The 18,368-nt window shown below is 72.9% G+C and carries 10 protein-coding genes; 6 read left to right on the forward strand and 4 right to left on the reverse strand.

Annotated features, from left to right (window positions below):
- Positions 1–58 precede the first annotated feature (58 nt).
- Complete coding sequence (locus M8I34_RS37870; protein WP_250057523.1) at positions 59–4,012, reverse strand: ABC transporter ATP-binding protein; 3,954 nt, start codon at positions 4,010–4,012, stop codon at positions 59–61.
- Positions 4,013–4,176: 164 nt separating this feature from the next.
- Positions 4,177–7,029 carry a discoidin domain-containing protein gene (locus M8I34_RS37875; RefSeq protein WP_250057525.1) on the reverse strand — a complete coding sequence of 951 codons (2,853 nt, stop codon included), beginning with the start codon at positions 7,027–7,029 and terminating at the stop codon, positions 4,177–4,179.
- 234 nt (positions 7,030–7,263) lie between these two features.
- On the opposite strand from M8I34_RS37875, the gene M8I34_RS37880 reads away from it, so the two are divergent.
- From M8I34_RS37880 to M8I34_RS37890, 3 genes are read left to right on the forward strand one after another with little or no spacing between them, the layout of a single operon-like run.
- Entirely contained in the window at positions 7,264–8,049 is a 786-nt protein-coding gene (locus M8I34_RS37880; RefSeq protein ID WP_244414693.1) for an ATP-binding cassette domain-containing protein, read from the forward strand.
- Entirely contained in the window at positions 8,021–10,141 is a 2,121-nt protein-coding gene (locus M8I34_RS37885; protein WP_250057527.1) for a YhgE/Pip domain-containing protein, read from the forward strand. Before M8I34_RS37880 ends, M8I34_RS37885 begins: the two co-directional genes overlap by 29 nt.
- Before the next feature lie 17 nt (positions 10,142–10,158).
- A complete protein-coding gene (locus M8I34_RS37890; RefSeq protein ID WP_250057541.1) occupies positions 10,159–10,803 on the forward strand; it encodes a TetR/AcrR family transcriptional regulator in 645 nt (214 codons plus the stop codon).
- A gap of 143 nt (positions 10,804–10,946) precedes the next feature.
- On the opposite strand, the gene M8I34_RS37895 is transcribed toward M8I34_RS37890, so the two are convergent.
- Together M8I34_RS37895 and M8I34_RS37900 are read right to left on the reverse strand one after the other, a co-directional pair.
- Entirely contained in the window at positions 10,947–12,668 is a 1,722-nt protein-coding gene (locus tag M8I34_RS37895; protein WP_250057529.1) for a thiamine pyrophosphate-binding protein, read from the reverse strand.
- A 216-nt stretch (positions 12,669–12,884) separates the two neighbouring features.
- Positions 12,885–14,474 (reverse strand): sodium:solute symporter, encoded by a 1,590-nt coding sequence (locus M8I34_RS37900; protein ID WP_250057531.1) that lies wholly within the window; start codon positions 14,472–14,474, stop codon positions 12,885–12,887.
- A 203-nt stretch (positions 14,475–14,677) separates the two neighbouring features.
- Here M8I34_RS37900 and M8I34_RS37905 point away from each other — a divergent pair, with 203 nt between their 5' ends.
- The 3 genes from M8I34_RS37905 to M8I34_RS37915 form a co-directional block, all read left to right on the forward strand.
- Positions 14,678–16,363, forward strand: a complete 1,686-nt coding sequence (locus M8I34_RS37905) for a PucR family transcriptional regulator (protein ID WP_250057533.1) — start codon at positions 14,678–14,680, stop codon at positions 16,361–16,363.
- A gap of 82 nt (positions 16,364–16,445) precedes the next feature.
- The gene (locus M8I34_RS37910) at positions 16,446–16,856 is read left to right on the forward strand and encodes a WXG100 family type VII secretion target (protein WP_308372776.1); all 411 of its coding nucleotides are present in this window, start codon (positions 16,446–16,448) and stop codon (positions 16,854–16,856) included.
- Positions 16,857–16,978: 122 nt separating this feature from the next.
- Positions 16,979–18,368: hypothetical protein (locus tag M8I34_RS37915; protein ID WP_250057535.1), on the forward strand; the 1,390-nt coding region annotated here is incomplete at its 3' end.

Genomic DNA, 18,368 nt, shown 5'->3' on the forward strand with positions numbered 1-18,368 from the left:
GGCACCGTTCGGTGGATCAGCCGAACGGCGCCAGGGCCCGGATTCCGGGGCCCCTGCCTCAGGCCACGAGCTCCTCCTCCTCGCCCGTGAAGCTGCGCCACAGCTCCGCGTAGCGGCCGTCGCGGGCCAGGAGTTGGTCATGGCTGCCGTCCTCGGCTATCCGGCCGCGGTCGAGCACCACCACGCGGTCCGCGCGGGCCGCGGTCGTCAGCCGGTGGGCGACGATCAGGATCGTGCGCGCGCCGGGCCGCGGCGAGGGGTGGTGGCCGGGCGACGGGGCAGGGCGTCCGACGAGACGGTCGGTGGCCTGGTTGACGACCGCTTCGGTGGCCAGGTCCAGGGCGGCGGTGGCCTCGTCGAGCAGGAGCACGTCCGGGTCGACGAGTTCGGCGCGGGCCAGCGCCAGCAGCTGGCGCTGGCCGGCCGAGAGATTGCGGCCGCGCTCGGCGATCTCATGGAGGTAGCCGCCGTCGAGGGTGGCGATCATCGCATGGGCCCCGACGGCCCGCGCGGCGGCTTCCACCTCGGCATCCGTGGCATCCGGGCGGCCGTAGGCGATGGCGTCACGGACCGTGCCCGCGAACAGGTAGGACTCCTGGGGGACGACACCGAGGCGCCGGCGGTAGCCGGTCAGGTCCAGCTCGCGCAGATCGGTGCCGTCGATACGGACGGCGCCCGCTGACGGGTCGTAGAACCGCGCGACCAGCTTGACCAGGGTGGACTTGCCGGCGCCGGTCTCCCCGACGAACGCCACGGTCTGGCCGGCCGGGATGGTCAGATCGACACCGGCCAGCGCCGGCTCATCGCCCTCGCCGTAGTGGAAGTGCACCCCGTCGAAGGTGATGTCGCCCCGCAGCGCGGGCACCTCGCGGGGCCGCTCGGCGGCCGGGGTGGTGGTCGGCTCGCGCAGCAGCTCCTGGATCCGGCCGAGCGAGACGGACGCCTGCTGGTAGCCGTCGAAGACCTGGGAGAGCTGCTGGACGGGGGCGAAGAACAGGTCGATGTAGAGCAGGTAGGCGACCAGCGCACCGGCGGTGAGGGTGTGCGAGCCGACCCGCTCGGCGCCGACGATCAGCACCAGGGCGGCCGCCACGGACGACAGCAGCTGGACGAACGGGAAGTAGACGGAGATCAGGAACTGGCCGCGGACCCGGGCCCTGCGGTAGGCGTCGCTGCGGGCGGTGAACCGCTCCGCGCCGCTCCCCTCGCGCCGGAACGCCTGGACGATCCGCAGTCCGGCCACGCTCTCCTGGAGGTCACCGTTGACGACGCTGATCCGCTCGCGGGCCAGTTCGTAGGCCTTCACGCTCTGCTTGCGGAAGAAGTACGTGCCGATGATCAGCGGCGGGAGGGTGGCGAAGACGACCAGGGCCAGCTGGACGTCGATGGCCAGCAGTGCGACGAGTATGCCGAAGAAGGTCATCATCGAGACCAGGGCGGTGACCAGGCCGGTCTGGAGGAACGTCGACAGCGCGTCCACGTCGGTGGTCATCCTGGTCATGATCTTGCCGGTCAGCTCGCGCTCGTAGTAGTCGAGGCCGAGGCGCTGGAGCTGCGCGAAGATCTTGAGCCGGAGCGAGTAGAGGACCCGCTCGCCGATGCGTCCGGTCATGCGGTAGCCGCCGATCTGCGCGGCCCACTGTGCCAGGACCACGAGCAGGGCGAGTCCGGCGGCCGTCCAGACACCGGCCAGCACACCGCGACGGACGCCCTCGTCGATGCCCTGCCGGATCAGGACCGGCAGCAGCAGCCCGGCCACCGCGTCCATGGCGACCAGCGCCAGCGCGAAGGCCAGCGGCCCGCCGAAGCCGTGCAGCAGCCGGCGCAGGCCGTAGGAACGCTCGGGGCGCACGGCCTGGACCTCGTCGACGTCCGGGAGGTCCGTGGCGGGCGGCAGGGCGGCGACCTGGGCGAGCAGCTCGGGGGTGGCCGGCAGTCCGGCCATCGCGGCGCCGATACCGGGCCCGGCCGCGACGGCCGCACGGGCCGCCATCCCGGCCCCGCCCTCCTCGGCCTCCTGTTCGCGGCGGACCCACAGTTCGGGGGTGATGGTGCCGTCCGCCCCCGGCCGGCCCTCCGCCGCGTCGGCCTCGCCCGCCGCCCCGTCGGCGTCCGCCGCCGGCTCCCCGGCCGGCCGCCCGCCGCCGGCGAACTCGCCGTCGAGGACACCGGCCAGCTCGCCCGCCGGGTCCCGCTCGACGCCGCCCAGCTCCTCCGGGTCGGTCAGCAGCCTGCGGTAGAGCGGACAGCGCTCTTCGAGCTCCTCCTGGGTGCCGATGTCGACCAGCCGGCCGTCGTCGAGGACGGCGACCCGGTCGGCGAGCGCCAGGGTGGAGGCGCGGTGGGCGATGAGCAGGGTCGTCCGGCCCGCCGTGACGCCGCGCAGCGCCTCATGGATCTCGTGCTCCACCCGGGCGTCGACCGCCGAGGTCGCATCGTCCAGGACCAGCAGCCGGGGGTCGGTGAGGATGGCGCGGGCCAGCGCGACGCGCTGCCGCTGGCCGCCGGACAGGGTCAGCCCCTGCTCGCCGACCTTGGTGTCGTAGCCGTCGGAGAGCTCCGATATGAAGCCGTCGGCCTGGGCGGCGCGGGCCGCGGCGCGCACCTGTTCGTCGGTGGCCCCGGGGTGGCCGTAGGCGATGTTGTCGCGTACGGAGTCGGAGAACAGGAAGCTGGTCTCGGGGACCAGGCCGATGGCGGCCCGCAGCGACGGGAGGGTCAGGTCGCGCACGTCGTGGCCGCCGACCAGGACACGGCCGGCCGAGACGTCGTAGAAGCGGGGCAGCAGCAGCGAGACGGTGGATTTGCCGCTGCCGGACGTGCCGACCAGGGCGACCGTCTCACCGGCCTCGATGCGCAGCGAGAAGTCGTCGAGCACGGGACGGCCGCGGCGGACGGGGCGGCCGTCGGCCGGGGCGTCCTCGGCGGGCCCCGCGCCGTGGCCGTCGTGCGGCGGCGCATAGCCGAAGGTCACCCGGTCGAAGACGACCGTGGCCGGGGCGTCGGCGGGCAGCTCGTGCGCGTCCGCCCGCTCCTCGATCGACGGCTCGGTGTCGATGAGCTCGTAGACCCGCTCCACACCGGCCCGCGCCTGCTGGCCGACGGTCAGCATGGCCGCCAGCATCCGGACCGGTCCGACCAGTTGCGCGAGGTAGGTGGAGAAGGCGACGAAGGTGCCGAGGGTGACCTGTCCCTGGGCGGCCATCCAGCCGCCGAGGGCCAGCATCGCGACCTGGCCGAGCGCCGGTACGGCTTGCAGCGCGGGGGTGTAGCGGGCGTTGAGCCGGACCGTGCGCAGCCGTCCGGCGAACAGCCGGCGGCTGACCTCGCGCAGCTTGCCGGTCTCCTGCTCCTCCTGCCCGAAGCCCTTGACGACCCGTACGCCGGAGACCGCGCCGTCCACGACACCGGCCACGGCGGCCGCCTGCCCCTGGGCGTACCAGGTGGCGGGGAAGAGCCGGGCGCGGCTGCGCTGGGCGATGAACCACAGGGCGGGCGCGACGGCCAGCGCGACGACCGTGAGCAGCGGCGAGAGCACCGCCATCACGATCAGCGAGATCACGAACAGCAGGACGTTCCCGATCATCATCGGGAGCATGAACAGCAGGCCCTGGATCAGCTGGAGGTCGCTGGTGGCACGGCCGACGACCTGGCCGGTGCTCAGCTCGTCCTGCCGCCGGCCGTCGAGCCGGGCGATGGCGCCGAACATCCGGGTCCGCAGATCGTGCTGCGCGTCCAGGGCGAGCCGGCCGCCGTAGAAGCGGCGGACGTAGGTGAGGACGTAGACCACGACCGCGGCGGCGACCAGCACGCCGGCCCAGGGGCCGAGGGGGCGCTCGTGCTGGACGATCACATCGTCGATGATCAGTTTCGGTACGAGCGGGACCAGGGCCAGCACGCCCATGCCGGCCAGCGAGGAGCCGAGGGCGAGCAGCACGTCCTTCTTGTACTGCCAGCAGTCGCGGCTCAGCCGCCGCGCCCAGCCCACTCGTTCCGTATCCGTCCCCGCCACCCGGTGCCTCCCGCGCCTCGACACTTAACGCATGGCACCAACACCGCGGGGTGCGGATTTCATCCCGCTGTAACAATTCTCCGTGACGGCGGCCGCACCCGCACACGCAGACGGCCCCGCCCCGGTGGTCCGGGGCGGGGCCGTCCGCGTGGGCGGCCGGCGGGCTACTTCGCGCGCTCCACCGTCAGCTCCGAGATCCCCGGGTGCGGCTTGGGCTTGCCGCCCGCCGCCGGGGCCGGGTCACCGTGCACCACGACCCGTACGTACCGGGCCGGGGTGCGGCCCGCGTATCCGGTCCCCGACCAGTGCTTCCCGTCCCGGGAGACCTGGACGTTGTAGGACTTGGGCCTGGTCGCGTTCCAGTGCGGGGTGATCTGCCCGACGCGGGTGGTGCGGCCGAGGTCGACGGTGAGGGTGCCGTTCGCGGAGTCGGGCACCCAGGCGGTGGTGCCGTTGCCGTCCACCGCCGCGGCCGCGTACAGGCCGGGCTCCTCGGAGGTGGCCCGGGCGGACATGCACCGGGCCGCGTTCGAGGTCGCCGCCAGATCCGGGCGGCGGGTCTTCAGGACGGCCGGCACCCCCCGGCTGACGACCTTCTCGCCCTCCGGCGACTCGATCCGCATCGGCGCACCGGCGGTCAGCCGCACGGTGGTCTGGTGCGCGCCGATCGCGACGTCGTAGGTCCGTCCCTGCCAGTGCAGACCGCGCAGGGTGACGCCTTCGGACAGCTGCGGCGGCAGCGTCGGGGCGAGGTGCACCCGGTCCTCGCGCAGCCGCAGCCCGGTCAGCCCGTGGGTGAAGGTCTGGAGGAAGCCGCCCTTGCCGGTGAGGAAGTCCTGTGCGGGCTTGCCGGCGTGCGGGTCGTCGGCGCCGGCCTTGTCGCCGCGCGCCTCGGAGAACTGGTCGAACGGTCCGCGGACGAACGGCTTGATGGACCGCATCAGATAGGTGTAGGTCGAGCAGCCGGCCTCGCCGATCCCGGCGGCGTCGATGGCGTGCACCGAGTCCGTCATGGCCGGGCCGTCCGGGTCGGTGTGCCCGGCGTAGAAGTCCAGCGTGCGGGCCGCCTTCGTCTGCGACATCGGCCATTCCAGCGGGTACATCAGCAGCACGGTGTCGGCCTGCTTGATGGTCGTGCCCTTGTACCCGGCGTACTGCTGGAAGACCTTGTTCTTGCTGTCGTAGGGGATGCGCAGCTTGTCGGCGACGGTCTTCCAGGAGGCCGGGGCCTTCTCGCCGAGGATCGCGGCGACGCGGGTGGCGTGCCGCAGCGCGGTGGCGGCGCCGGCGTTGGTGAACACCCCGTCGTTGACGCCGTTGCTGTACTCGTCAGGACCGGCGACGTTCTTGACGGAGTAGCTGCCGTCGGCGTTACGGGTGGCCCGGGAGGCCCAGAATTCGGCGATGCCCTTGAGGACCGGCCAGCCGCGGGACTTCAGCCAGGCGGTGTCCTTGGTGGCGAGGTAGTACTGCCAGGTGGCGAGGGAGATGTCGCCCATGAGGTGGTTCTGGGTCTTGCAGTGCGGCGGGTCCCAGCTGTGGCACTCGTTCCACAGATCGCCCTTGCTGCCGCTGGTCCAGGGGTAGAACAGCCCCTTGTAGCCCAGCTTCTCGGCGTTGGCGCGGGCCCCGGCCCGGGTCTTGTAGCGGTAGTCGACGATCGACCTGGCGAGCGCCGGGTGGCTTGCGAGCAGGCCCGGGTACATCCAGGTCTCGGCGTCCCAGAAGACCTCACCGGCGTAGTTGTCGCTGGTCAGGCCGGTGGGGCCGATGCTGTTGTCGCTGCCGGCGCGGGTGGAGGACAGCAGTCCGTACTGCGCCGAGCGCACCCAGGACTGGAGGTCGCGCCGCCCCTTCACCTCGATGTCGCTGCGCCACAGCCGCTGCCAGGCGGCGGTGTGCCGGGCGAAGAGGGCGTCCCAGCCGCGTCCTGCGGCCCGGCGCGAGGCGGCGTCGGCGGCGTCGCGCGGGGAGCGGGAGGTGAGCGCGGTGTCCACGCCGACGTACTTGGTCAGCTCGTACGAGCGGCCGCTGCGGACCGGGAAGGACACCCGCTGCCGGTTGCTCAGCTTGTCCTTCCGCGCCTCCCGCCGGGGCTGCTGCGCCTGGACGCCGGGGCCGGTGCGCAGGGTGGAGGCCACCGCGCCCTCGGTCTTCGTCCCGTCCGTGCGGAACCCGACGTCCATGGTGCGGCCGGTGTCCTTGCCGCCGGACTCCTTGCCTCCGGATTCCTTGCCGCCGGTGGCGGACCCGGCCGTGGACGGCGTCATCCGGCGGGCGCCGCGGCCGTCGAGGCCGTCGGTGACCGTGGCGGCGCCGCTCCAGTGGGGCGTCATCCGCAGGCGTACGGCGCCGGTGTGGGCGTCGTTGCGGTCGGCGAGCACGTCGTAGACCAGGTCGGTGGCGCGGCCGTCGGCGGCCGTCCAGGTCAGCGAGGTACGGACGAATCCGCAGCGCAGGGAGAGCTGCTGGCGGTAGTGCGAGATCCGGCCGGGTGCGGTGGCGGAGGAGAAGGTGTCGGAGTGCGCGCCGCCGGTGGCGACATCGAGGGTGGTCCAGGTGGGGATGGCGGCGATGGCCTGCCGGCCCTTCAGGTCCTTGGGTCCCTTGGCGTACAGGCCGGAGACGAAGGAGCCGTCGTATTCGGGCGTCTTCAGCGGCCAGCCGGTCTCGCCGCCGGGGGCGGCGTAGCCGGTGCCGTTGGGCGGCACCCGCTGCCCGAGGTAGCCGTTGCCGACGAAGGCGTGGTGGCTGTCCTTGGGGTCGATCTTGTTCGCGGTGGCGGTCCAGCCGTCGCGGTCGTCGCCCTTCAGGCAGGGGCCCTGCGCGCCGCCGGCCCGTTGGGGCGCGGGCACCGGTGCGGAGGCCGAGGCCGAGACGGGCGCGAGGACCGCGACCAGGGCCGTGGCGAGCAGCGGGGCGACCAGCTTGCGGGAGCGGCGCGCCACGGGCCCGGTCCGTTGCTCGGCGGGCTGCCGCGGGGGCGGGTCCACGGGGTGCTGTGCCGAATGTTCCATGGTTCTCCGTCGTCTGTGCGCGGCCCGTGCCGCACCTCGCGACACGGGCATCACCTTGAACATCATCAGGCCCCCGCCTGCACGGCACCCTAGGACGATTCCCCCGTCCGGGTCACGGGTCGATCCGTACGAACTTGCCCGGAGTGCTCGCCGCCCCACCCCGATTGGCCAAGAAGGCCCCGCATACGGCACACTTTTAGACTGACCAGTCAGATCAAAAGGGGAGGGGTGTTGGTGAACACCACCCGCCAGGGGGCGGCGGTCAACGCCAGGGGAATCGGAGTGGAGGGCCCGCGGGGGTGGGCCTTCAGAGGCGTCGACATCGCCGCGGAACCGGGCACCCTGATCGCGGTCCAGGGCCCGTCGGGCTCCGGCCGCACCTGTCTGCTGCTGGCCCTCACCGGCCGGATGCGGATCACCGAGGGCGAGGCGGAGATCGCCGGATTCCCGCTGCCCAAGCGGATGGGCTCGGTGCGCGCCCGTACCGCCATCGCCCACGTACCGGGCGTCGCCGACCTCGAACCGGCCCTCACGGTCGGCGAACATCTCAAGGAACAGGCCCTGCTGGGCCACCGCTTCCAGGGCCTCGGCGCCTCGCTCCCCTGGAGCAAGCGGAACAAGGAGGCCACCCGGGCCCGGATCGACGCCGCCCTCGCGGCCGTCCGGCTCGACCCCGCCACCCTGCCCAAGGGGCTGCGGACGGCCGTACGCGACCTGGAGCGGATCGAGGCGCTGCGGCTCTCCGTCGCGCTCGGGGTCATGCACGGCCCGCAGTTGCTGGCCGTCGACGATGTGGACCTCAAGCTGACCGGGGCCGAGCGCGACCAGGCCTGGCAGCTGCTGCGGGACCTCACGCGCGAGGGCACCACCGTCGTGGCGGCCGGCAGTGACGCACCGGCGGACGCGCTGACCGTCCGCACCCGGCAGACGGACACCGAAGCCGCCGCCCCCACCCCGCTCCAGGACGACACCACCGAGGAGGAGGCAGCGCATGCGTTCGCCGAGACTGGCCGCGCTTGAGCTCAAGCGTTTCGGCAGGGGAAAGCTTCCCCGCCTGGGCCTGGTCGCCCTGATGCTGATCCCGCTGCTCTACGGGGCCCTGTACCTGTGCTCCTTCTGGGACCCCTACAGCCGTCTGGACAAGATCCCGGTGGCGCTCGTCAACGAGGACCAGGGTGCCGCCTCCGACGGCAAGAAGATCACCGCGGGCGACGACCTGTCCGAGAACCTCAAGGACAGCAAGAAGTTCCACTGGGAGGACGTCAGCTCCGCGGACGCCGCCAAGGGGCTGGAGAACGGCACGTACTACCTCTCGCTGACCGTCCCGAAGGACTTCAGCAAGCGGATCGTCTCCAGCTCCGGGGACACCCCGCAGACGGGCGCGCTCAAGGTCCGTACGAACGACGCCAACAACTACGTCGTCGGCTCGATCTCCAAGACGGTCTTCTCCGAGGTCCGGGCCAAGACCTCGGCCACCTCGGCGCGGGCCATGCTCGACAAGATCTTCATCTCGTTCTCCGATCTGCACGACAAGACCGCCGAGGCGGCGGACGGGGCCGGGAAGGTCGACAAGGGGGTCGGCTCGGCCGAGAAGGGCTCCGGGGACCTCGCGGACGGCCTCGGCAAGCTCAACGACGGCGCCGGCAAGGTCAGTCAGGGTGCCGGTGACCTGAGCAAGGGCGCCTCGACGGCCGTCGCCAAGGCCCATGAGCTCAGCCAGGGCGCGGGCCGGGTCGCCGACGGCACCCGGCAGCTCGCCGACAAGGTCAACGGCCTGGCCAAGAAGGACCTGCCCTACCTGCGCGAACACGGCAAGGAGATCGGCCGGGGCGCGCAGTTCGTCGCCGACGCCACCGAGACCATCGGCGACGTCCTCGACACCCTGCCGAGCGACTCGGCCAAGGCCGCCTCCCAGGCCCGCAAGAACGCCGACAACGCCGCGGAGATCTACCAGGACCGCTGCGGCGCGCTGCTGGACACCGACCCCGACTGCACCAAGCTGAAGGCGCTCGCGGACGGCAGCAAGGTGGCCGCCGACGCGGCGGAGAAGGTCAACGACTCCGTCGCCGGGGCGGACTTCGGGCAGCTGCGCGGCAAGCTGCGCGAGATCCACCAGGGCGCGGAGATGGTCGCCGAGCAGGCACCGGGCATCGGGAAGCGCGCGGACACCGCGATCGGCCAGATCAACGCGCTCAACGCCGGTGCCCAGAAGGTCTCCCAGGGCGCGGGGCTGTTCGCCGACGGCATCGGCACCCTCGCCGACGGCGCGGGCAAGGTCGCCGACGGTGCCGGCAAGGTCCACCACGGCGTCGGTGACGCCAAGGACGGCGCCGTCAAGCTCACCGGGGGTCTCTTCAAGCTCAAGGACGGCACCAACCAGCTGGCCGACGGCCTGCACGACGGTGTCGCCAAGATCCCCGACTACAACAAGAAGGACCGCGACGCCCGCACCGAGGTGATGGCCGACCCGGTCGAGCTGGCCGCCAAGTCGATGCACAAGGCGCCCAACTACGGCACCGGCCTGGCGCCGTACTTCATCCCGCTCTCCCTGTGGGTCGGCGCGATGGTCGCCTTCATGCTGCTCCAGCCGCTGGGCAAGCGCGCCCTGGCCGCGGGCGCCCCGGGCTGGCGGATCGCCCTCGGCTCCTGGCTGCCCGCCTACGCCATCGGCGTCGTGCAGGTGCTGGCGCTGATGGCCGTCCTCCACTGGGGCCTCGGCCTGGAGATGGCCCGCTCGGCAGGCACTGTGGGCTTCCTGCTGCTGGCCACGGCCTGCTTCACGGCCATCATCCAGCTGCTGGGCGCGTTCTTCGGTCCGGCCGGCCGGGTGCTGACCCTGGTCGTCCTGATGCTCCAGCTGACCTCGGCGGGCGGCACCTACCCGGTGCAGACCAGCCCCGGGTTCTTCGCCGCCATCCACCCGTTCCTGCCGATGAGTTACGTGGTCGACGGCCTGCGCCGGCTGATCACCGGTGGTGACCTCGCCATCGTGCAGCAGGGCTGTGTGGTCCTCGCGGTCTTCACCGTCGGCGCGCTGGCCCTCACCGCCCTCGCGGCGCGCAGCCGGCAGGTCGTACGGATGAAGGATCTGCATCCGGAGCTCAGCCTGTGAGTGTCACCTCGGACCCCGTGGGCGGTGCCGTCACCGGCGCCGCCCACGGGGCCGCCCCCGTCACCCGGCGTGCCTCCACGCGCCGCCGGCTCTTCGACGCGGCCGTGACCCTCATCGCGGAACAGGGCTTCTCCGCCACCACCGTCGATGAGATCGCCGACCGCGCCGGTGTCGCCAAGGGCACCGTCTACTACAACTTCGCCAGCAAGAACGTCCTCTACGAGGAGCTGCTGCGGGACGGCATCGACCTGCTCGCCGACTCGCTGCGCCGGGCCGCCGACGCCACGGCGGCCCGCGGCGGCACCCGGATCGACGCCCTGGACGCCATGATCCGCGCGGGCCTGGACTTCATCGCCTGCTCCCCCGCCCTCATCCAGCTCTACGTCGCCGAGCTGTGGCGCACCAACCGCACCTGGCGCGCCACCCTCACCTCCGTACGCGGCCGGGCCCAGGCCGTCGTCGAGTCCGTCCTGACGGACGCCGTGCACACCGGCGAACTCTCCGACGAGCTCGACATCCCCCTCACCGCCTCCGCCCTCCTCGGCATGGTCCTGGTCGCCGCCCTGGACTGGCAGTCCTTCCAGCCGGACCGCTCGGTCGAGGACGTCCACGCGGCGTTGTCGCGGCTGGTGCAGGGGCGGGTCAGCGGAGGCGGGGCGTAGGGCGTTCCCGGCCGGGGTTCCCGGCTGGGGACCCCCGGCCTGTTTCCCCGGCCGGTTTCCGCAGCCGGGATCCCCGGCCGGCTTTCCCGGGCGTGCCTCGCGTGGCCCGGATGCCGGGCCCCGGATGGCGGGCCGGGACGCCGTCAGGAATCCAGGTGCGTGGGCGCGAACATCCGCAGATGCGCCGGGAGGACGACGACCGAGGGGCCGGGGGCCGCCAGCGCCGCCGCCAGGTCCGTACGGAGCCGCTCCGGGGTCGTCCGGAGCGCGGGGACGCCGAAGGACTCGGCCAGGGCCACGAAGTCCGGCCGGGTGAGTTCGGTGGCGGTGGCCGCGCCGAAGGCGTCGGTCATGTACTCGCGCAGGATGCCGTAGCCGCCGTCGTCCACGATCAGCCAGGTCACCGGCAGGTCGTACTGCCGGGCGGTGGCCAGCTCGGCGATCGAGTACATCGCGCCGCCATCACCGGACACCGCCAGCACGGGCCGCTCCGGGTCGGCGACGGCCACGCCCAGCGCCGCCGGGAAGCCGTAGCCCAGCCCGCCGGCGCCCTGCGCCGAGTGCAGCGCGTTGGTGCGCCGCGGGTCGAAAGCGGACCAGGCCCAGTACGCGAGGATCGTCATGTCCCAGCAGCTGACCGCGCCGTCGGGCAGCGCGTCCCGCACCGAGGCCAGGACCTGCTGCTCCAGGTCGAGATGCTGCCCGGCGATCCGGTCGCGGACGTGGGCCAGGAGATCGGATACGGCGGCCTCGGGAGAGGGCGCGTCGCCGGCCCCGGGCCCGGCTGCCCCGGCCGCCTTGGAGCCGGGCGCGTCCTCGTCCCCGTCGGGTCCGGCCTCCCGCTCCCCCACCTCCTTGACCAACGCGGCCAGCGCCGCCCGCGCATCCGCGTGGATGCCCAGCGCGGCATGGTTCGACTCCAGCTTGCCGAGGTCCGCCTCGATCTGTACGACGCGGCCGAGCGGCCGGAACGTGTGGTAGTTCGAGGAGAGTTCGCCCAGACCCGAGCCGACGACCAGGAGGGTGTCCGCGTCCTCCAGGAAGGCCGTGGTGTAGCGGTCCTCCATCCAGGACCGGAGGGAGAGCGGGTGCTCCCACGGGAAGGCGCCCTTGCCGCCGAAGGTGGTGGCCACCGGTGCCCGCAGCTGCTCGGCCAGCGCCAGCAGCTCCGCCTCGGCCCCGGCCCGTACGACTCCGCCGCCGGCCAGGATCACCGGCCGGCGGGCCCGGGTGAGCCGGTCCGCCGCCGCCGCGATCAGCTCGGGACGCGGCAGCAACTCCCGCGGCCTGGCCTCCAGTCCGGCCACCGGCGGCACATCGGCCTCCGCCAGCAGCACGTCCTGCGGGATCTCCAGCCACACAGGACCGTGCGGGGCGCTCAGCGCCGACTCCCAGGCGGCGGCCACCGCCGAGGGGATCTGCGAGGCCGTACGCGCCGTGTGGACGGACTTGACCACGCCCCGGAACGAGGCGCTCTGGTCGGTGAGTTCATGGAGATAGCCATGGCGCCCGCCGCCGATCCCGGCCAGCGGCACCTGACTGCCGATGGCCAGTACGGCGGCGGAGCCGGCCGCCGCCTCCTGGAGCGCGGCCAGCGTCATCAGCGCGCCGGGGCCGGTGGAGACCAGCAGCGGCGCGACCCCGTGCGTGATCCTGGCGTACGCATCGGCGGCGAAGCCCGCGTTGTTCTCCACCCGCAGCCCCACGTAGCGGAGCGCGGAGCGGCGCAGCGCGTCGAACACCCCGAGCGCATGCTGCCCCGGCAGCCCGAAGACGGTGTCGGCGCCGAGTGCCGCCAGCGACTCGACGACCAGGTCACCGCCGTTGCGCCGGTGCTGCGTGGGCGTGGGGGTGGTGGAGCTCATGGATGCGTGCTGCCTTCCTTGCGGGGGACCTGCGGGTGCGGGCGTGCGGAGGGACGGGCGTGCGGCGGCGGGGAGGGACGGCAAGGGCGGGGAGGGCCGGCGGGGACGGGCCGGGAGCGGCTGCGGGTGAAGCCACCCGGGCCCCGGGCCCCGGGCCCCGGGACCCGGGACCCCGACGGGATGCCCGGGGAGTCCCTAGGGGCCGGGGCGTCCGGGTCAGGCTCGCCCGGTGACCGAGGAGGGTGTCAGTACCCGTGCCACTGCCACGGCCGTGTCCCCGGTCGCCTCCTCCTCCGGATCCTCGTCCGCGGCACCGTCCGTCCGGCCGGCCAGCCGCGCCCGCCAGGCCGCCAGCACCTCCGGGTCCGTCGGCTTGGTGGCCAGGCTGACCACCACATACGCGACGAGCGAGGCGATCAGCCCGTAATAGATCGGCTCGTTGGCGAGGACGCCGAGCGAGACCATCAGGCCGACGACGGTCAGCCCGCCGACCGCGACCGAGGCGAGCGCACCGGCGGCGGTGCCGCGCTTCCACAGCAGCCCGCCGAGGATGGGCACCAGCAGGCCGCCGACGAGGACGTTGTAGGCGAGGGTGAGCGCCTCGACGACGTTGTTCAGCGCGATCGCGATGACGATGACGGCGAGGCCCATGAGGAGGATGAAGATGCGGTTGCCGCGCACCTCGTCGTGCTCCTCGGCCGCGTCCCCGGCCTGCTCCGTACCGGGCGCCCCGCCTGCATCGGCGGCCTCTTCCGCGGACGGACGTCGCCGCGCGGCGACGCTCTTCACCCGCGCCCAGATGTCGTTGTTGGCGACCGTGGCACAGGCGATCAGCGCGCCCGAGGAGGTGGACATCACCGCGGACAGCGCGGCCGCCAGCACCAGCCCGCGCACCCCCACCGGCAGCGCGTCCTTGACGATCGTGGCGAACGCGTCGTCCGGGCTGCCCAGATGCGGGTAGAGCACCTTGGCCGCGGTGCCGATGACCGCACCGGCCAGCGCGTAGGCCAGACAGTACGTACCGGCCGCGGTGCCGCCGAGGCGCGCCACCTTGTCGCCGCGCGCGGTGAACACCCGCTGCCAGATGTCCTGCCCGATCAGCATGCCGAAGGAATAGATCAGTACGTAGGTGAAGACGGTCTGGCCGCCGATGCCGAGCGGTGCGAAGTAGTCGTCCGGCAGCTGGGCCTTCATCGCGGCGAAGCCGCCCGCCTTGATGACGGCGATGGGCAGCAGGAGCAGCAGCACACCGATCGTCTTGACGACGAACTGGACCATGTCGGTGAGGGTGATCGACCACATGCCTCCGAGCGTCGAGTACGCGACGACGATCGCCCCGCCGAGGACGATCGAGAGGGTGCGGTCCATGCCGAACAGCACATCGAAGATCGTCGCGTAGGCGATGGTCGAGGTCACCGCCAGCATCAGCGTGTACGCCCACATGACGACGCCGGAGATGATCCCGGCGGAGCCGCCGTAGCGCAGGTCCAGCATCTCGGAGACCGTGTAGACCTTCAGCCGGGCGATCCGGGCCGAGAAGAAGACGCTCAGCGCGAGCAGCCCCAGGCCGATGGTGAAGACCATCCAGGCGCCGGACAGGCCGTACTGGTAGCCGAGGCCCACGCCGCCGATGGTGGAGGCGCCGCCGAGGACGATGGCCGCCATGGTTCCCGAATACATCACGGGGCCGAGGCGGCGGCCCGCGACCAGGAAGTCGCTCTTGGATTTGGCGCGCCGCATCCCCCACCAGCCCATGGCCAGCATTCCGGCCAAATAGAGCACGATCACCGCATAGTCGACAGCCATGGGCCATCCCTTCCAACTGCGCCGGGGGAGAGGGGGAGCGGGGGGTGTGGGGTGCGAGGGGGTGGCGTCGAGGCGGCGGGCGCTCGGCGAGCGGGGGTCCCGTCCGAGCGCCTCGCCTCGGGGGTTGACCCTAGGAGGCGCGAAGGCAACGCTGAAGTGTACGTTTCCTCCATTCACCACCCTCCGATGTGGATGGTCCGCACATGCCGCAGCCTCTGCCTCCGCCGTCCACCCCGCCGGTGCCCCTCGCGGACCTCCTCGCCCGCACCGACCTGGGCCTGCGCCAGATCGCCGGCCCCCGCGAGGGCGTCGCGATCCACTGGGTGCACACCTCCGAGATGGCCGACCCGGTGCCCTACCTCCTGGGCGGCGAGATGCTGCTGACGGCGGGGGTGCATCTGGCGGAGGTGATGCGGCGGGCGGACGGGCCGGACGCGGCGGAGGGGCCGGACTCGACGGACGCGGCGGAACCGCCGCCCGGCGCCCCCCGCGCGGACACCGCCGCCGCCCCCGGCTCCCACCCGGCCCTCGACGAGTACCTCGACGGTTACGCGGCCCGTACGGTCGCCGCCGGAGCCGCCGCCCTCGGCTTCGGGATCGCGCCCGTGCACGACACCGTCCCCCGCGCCCTGGTGGCAGCCTGCGACCGGCACGGCCTGCCGCTCGTCGAGGTCCCGGCGGGCACCCCGTTCACGGCCGTGGAGAGCGCCGTATGGCAGGCCGTGACGGAGGCCCGGCACCGTGAGCTGACCCGCCTCAGCGAGGCACAGCGCGCGCTGGCCGCGGCCGCCGCCCGCCCCGACCCGGCCGCCGCCGTACTGCACGCGCTGGCCCGCCATGTGCACGGCTGGACCGCGCTGCTCGCCCCGGACGGCGCGGCACACGGCTCCGCCGGCCCCCGCCCCGGCGCCTCCGTCCGGGCCGCGGCCGGCCGTCTCGCCCATGTCGTCGGCGCGGGCGGCCCGTCCTCGGCCACCGACACCCTCCCCGGCAGCTCACTGTCCGCCTACGCCGTGACGGGCCGCGTCCGCGGCAGCCGGGCGCTCGCCCTGGTGGTCGCCGCGGATCCGCACGATCCGCCCGCGCACGCCATCGCGGGCGTCGCCGCCGTACTCCTCTCGCTGATCACCGCCCCGGCCACCGACCACGGCCCGGCCGCCGCCGGGCAGGCCGCGGCTCTGGTCCGGATGCTCCTCGGCGCCCGCCCCGCCGACGTCGCCCCGCTCCTCGGCCACCCCCTGTGGACCGTCGTACACGCCGAACGCCGCCGTGACACCACGGAGTCGGCGGCCTCGCTGGCCGCCGCTCTCGGCACCTCGCTCGTCGCCCCGGGCACGGGAGCCGAGCCGGCCGCGTCCCCCGGGCCCGGGGCGCACCCCGGCACCGGCCCCAAGGCGACGGCCGCCCCTGACGCCACCCCCGCCCTGCGTGCCCTGCTCCCCGCCGACCGTGAGATCACCGCGCAGCCGGGCTGGACGCTCGGCGTCAGCGAACCCACCCCGGTCGCGGAACTGCCGACCGCCGACCGGCATGCCGCCTCCGCCCTGCGCCGCGCCCTCGCCGGCCGCGCCGCCCTGGTCCGCCATCGCACCCCGGGCCCCCACAGCGTCACCTCCCTCGTCGCCCCCACGGACGCCCGACAGCACGCCCAGGCCCTACTCGCCCCGCTGGGCGACTCCCCACCCCTCCTGGCCACCCTGCACAACTGGCTCTCCTTGCACGGCAGTTGGGACCGCACCGCGACCGCCCTCGGCGTCCACCGCAACACCGTCCGCCAGCGCATCACCCGTATCGCCGGCCTCCTCGACACCGATCTGGACGACCCCGACGTCCGCATGGAGCTGTGGTTCGCCCTCCGTTCGCTCGACCGGGGCGCCTCACCGGCCTGACCCGGTGACAGCCTTGTGACAGTCAACTCCTTGAAGAAATGCGGTAGTACGCCTCTAAACTTTGTCGCACGTTGTGCCGTACGTGACGCTCATCGGAACGGGGGACGCCGTGGCCGGAGAAGGACTGCAAGCAGACATTCCGTCGCTGAAGTCCGGCGGCAAGGACTTCACCAGCGTCGGACAGCGGTACCAGTCCGCGGTGACCAAACTCAAGAACGCGCTGACCGGCCTGGAGGGCCAGGACACCCCGCCGTGGGGCGATGACGAGATCGGCGAGAAGTTCGGCGTGGTCTACGAGGGTCTGCGTGACGGCATGTACGAATCGATGGGGCATCTGGCCGCCAAGCTCCAGGAGATCGGCGGCGCCCTGAACACCATGGCCGACAACCACCAGGCCGACGAGGACTTCAACGACTCCTTGATGAAGCAGCACATCGCCAACGCCGAGGCGGAGGGCCAGAAGATCGTCGCCCTCAAGTCACCGCACACCTGAGCTGCCTGAGCCACCTGAAATACCCGAGACGCCTGAGACACCTGAATACACCTGAGTAACCGTCAGCACCTCTCTGCCGCACAGGTCATCGTCGCTTCATTGCTCTACGGGGGATGGAAGCCATGTCGCTCATGCTGCCGGACTGGCTCGAGTGGGTCCTCGAAATGCTCGGCTACGACTGGCCGACGGGCGACGAGGACAAGATGAACGAGTCCGCCGACCGATGGCGGGAGTTCGCGAACGTCGTCGAGCAGTTGCAGTCCGAGGGCGTCTCGGCGGCCGGCAATGTGCTGTCGGCCAACTCCGGTGACAGCATCGACGGCTTCAGCACGACCTGGGAGAAGTTCTCCGGCAACGGCTCCGGCTACCTCGACGATGCCCGTACGGCCGCCGAGCTGATCGCCTTCGCGCTGAACGCCGGCTCCGGGGTCATCATCGGGATGAAAGTCGCGGTGATCGCCCAGTTGGCGATCCTTGCGGCAGAGATCATCGCGGCGCAGGCGGCCGCCCCCTTCACCCTCGGCCTGTCCGAAATCGGCGCCGCGGGCGCGACCCAGGCCACCCGTCTGATCGTGCGCCGCATCCTCAAGGAAGCGCGCGAGGCCTTGGTCGAGGCGATCGTCGAGACGGTCAAGGAGCCCGCCGTCTCCGCGCTGGAGGCGATGATCTCCGACGCCATCGCGCAGGGCATGAACATGAACTTCGGGGCCCAGCAGGGCTTCGACGTCGGCCGCAGCGCCAAGACCGGCGCGGAGGCCGGTGTGGAGGCGCTCAAGAACTCCGGCCAGACCTTCGCCGAGTCCCTGCGCGACGGCGCGGGCGGCAGGGCCGGCCACCACGCGCGCGGCGGCCTGGAATCGGCCGCCGGCCACGGTGGCGGCGAGGACGGCGGCGGAAGCAGTGGCGGCGGCAGTGACGGCGGCGGCTCGGGCAGTGGGTCGGGATCGGGCAACGGGTCGGGCACGGGTAGTGGGTCGGGCTCCGGCGGTGGATCGAGCACGGGCAACGGCTCGGGCTCCGGCGGCGATTCCAACAGCGGTTCCGACAGCAGCACTGGGTCCGGCTCCGGCTCCGACAGCAGCAGCGGTTCGGGCTCCGGCTCCGATGGGTCGAGCGGCGGCAGTGGTACGGGTGCGGGAAACAGTGCGGGCGGCGGCAACGGCTCCGGCGGCACCTCCCACTCCCCCCGGCCGGGCGATACCCCTACGGACACGGCCTCAGGTACCGGCGCGGCTACCCACCCCGCCGCCTCCTCGGACGGTTCGCCCTCCGGCCAGGACGGCGGCCGCGGCACCCCCCAGGCCCAGCCCTTGCCGCCGCCGGACCAGCGCTCCCCCTTCGACGCCGGCTACCAGGGCGGCAGCGACAGCCCGTACGGCTCCTCCCCCACCCCCGACCCGGACACCTCCCACCCCTCCCCGGACTCGGTCAGCACCCAGCCCACCCCGGACCACACACCTGACTCGGCCCGCCCCGGCCCCGACCCGGTCAGCACCCAACCCGCCCCGGACC

It is taken from the genome of Streptomyces sp. MCA2 (assembly GCF_023544705.1).
GTDB classification, from domain to species: Bacteria; Actinomycetota; Actinomycetes; order Streptomycetales; family Streptomycetaceae; genus Streptomyces; species Streptomyces decoyicus.

What these genes read in the sequence shown, in the direction of transcription:
- M8I34_RS37895 (WP_250057529.1), bottom strand. Translation starts at nt 12,668, where the DNA reads ATGAGCTCCACCACCCCCACGCCCACGCAGCACCGGCGCAACGGCGGT.
- M8I34_RS37885 (WP_250057527.1), top strand. Translation starts at nt 8,021, where the DNA reads ATGCGTTCGCCGAGACTGGCCGCGCTTGAGCTCAAGCGTTTCGGCAGG.
- M8I34_RS37900 (WP_250057531.1), bottom strand. Translation starts at nt 14,474, where the DNA reads ATGGCTGTCGACTATGCGGTGATCGTGCTCTATTTGGCCGGAATGCTG.
- M8I34_RS37905 (WP_250057533.1), top strand. Translation starts at nt 14,678, where the DNA reads ATGCCGCAGCCTCTGCCTCCGCCGTCCACCCCGCCGGTGCCCCTCGCG.
- M8I34_RS37875 (WP_250057525.1), bottom strand. Translation starts at nt 7,029, where the DNA reads ATGGAACATTCGGCACAGCACCCCGTGGACCCGCCCCCGCGGCAGCCC.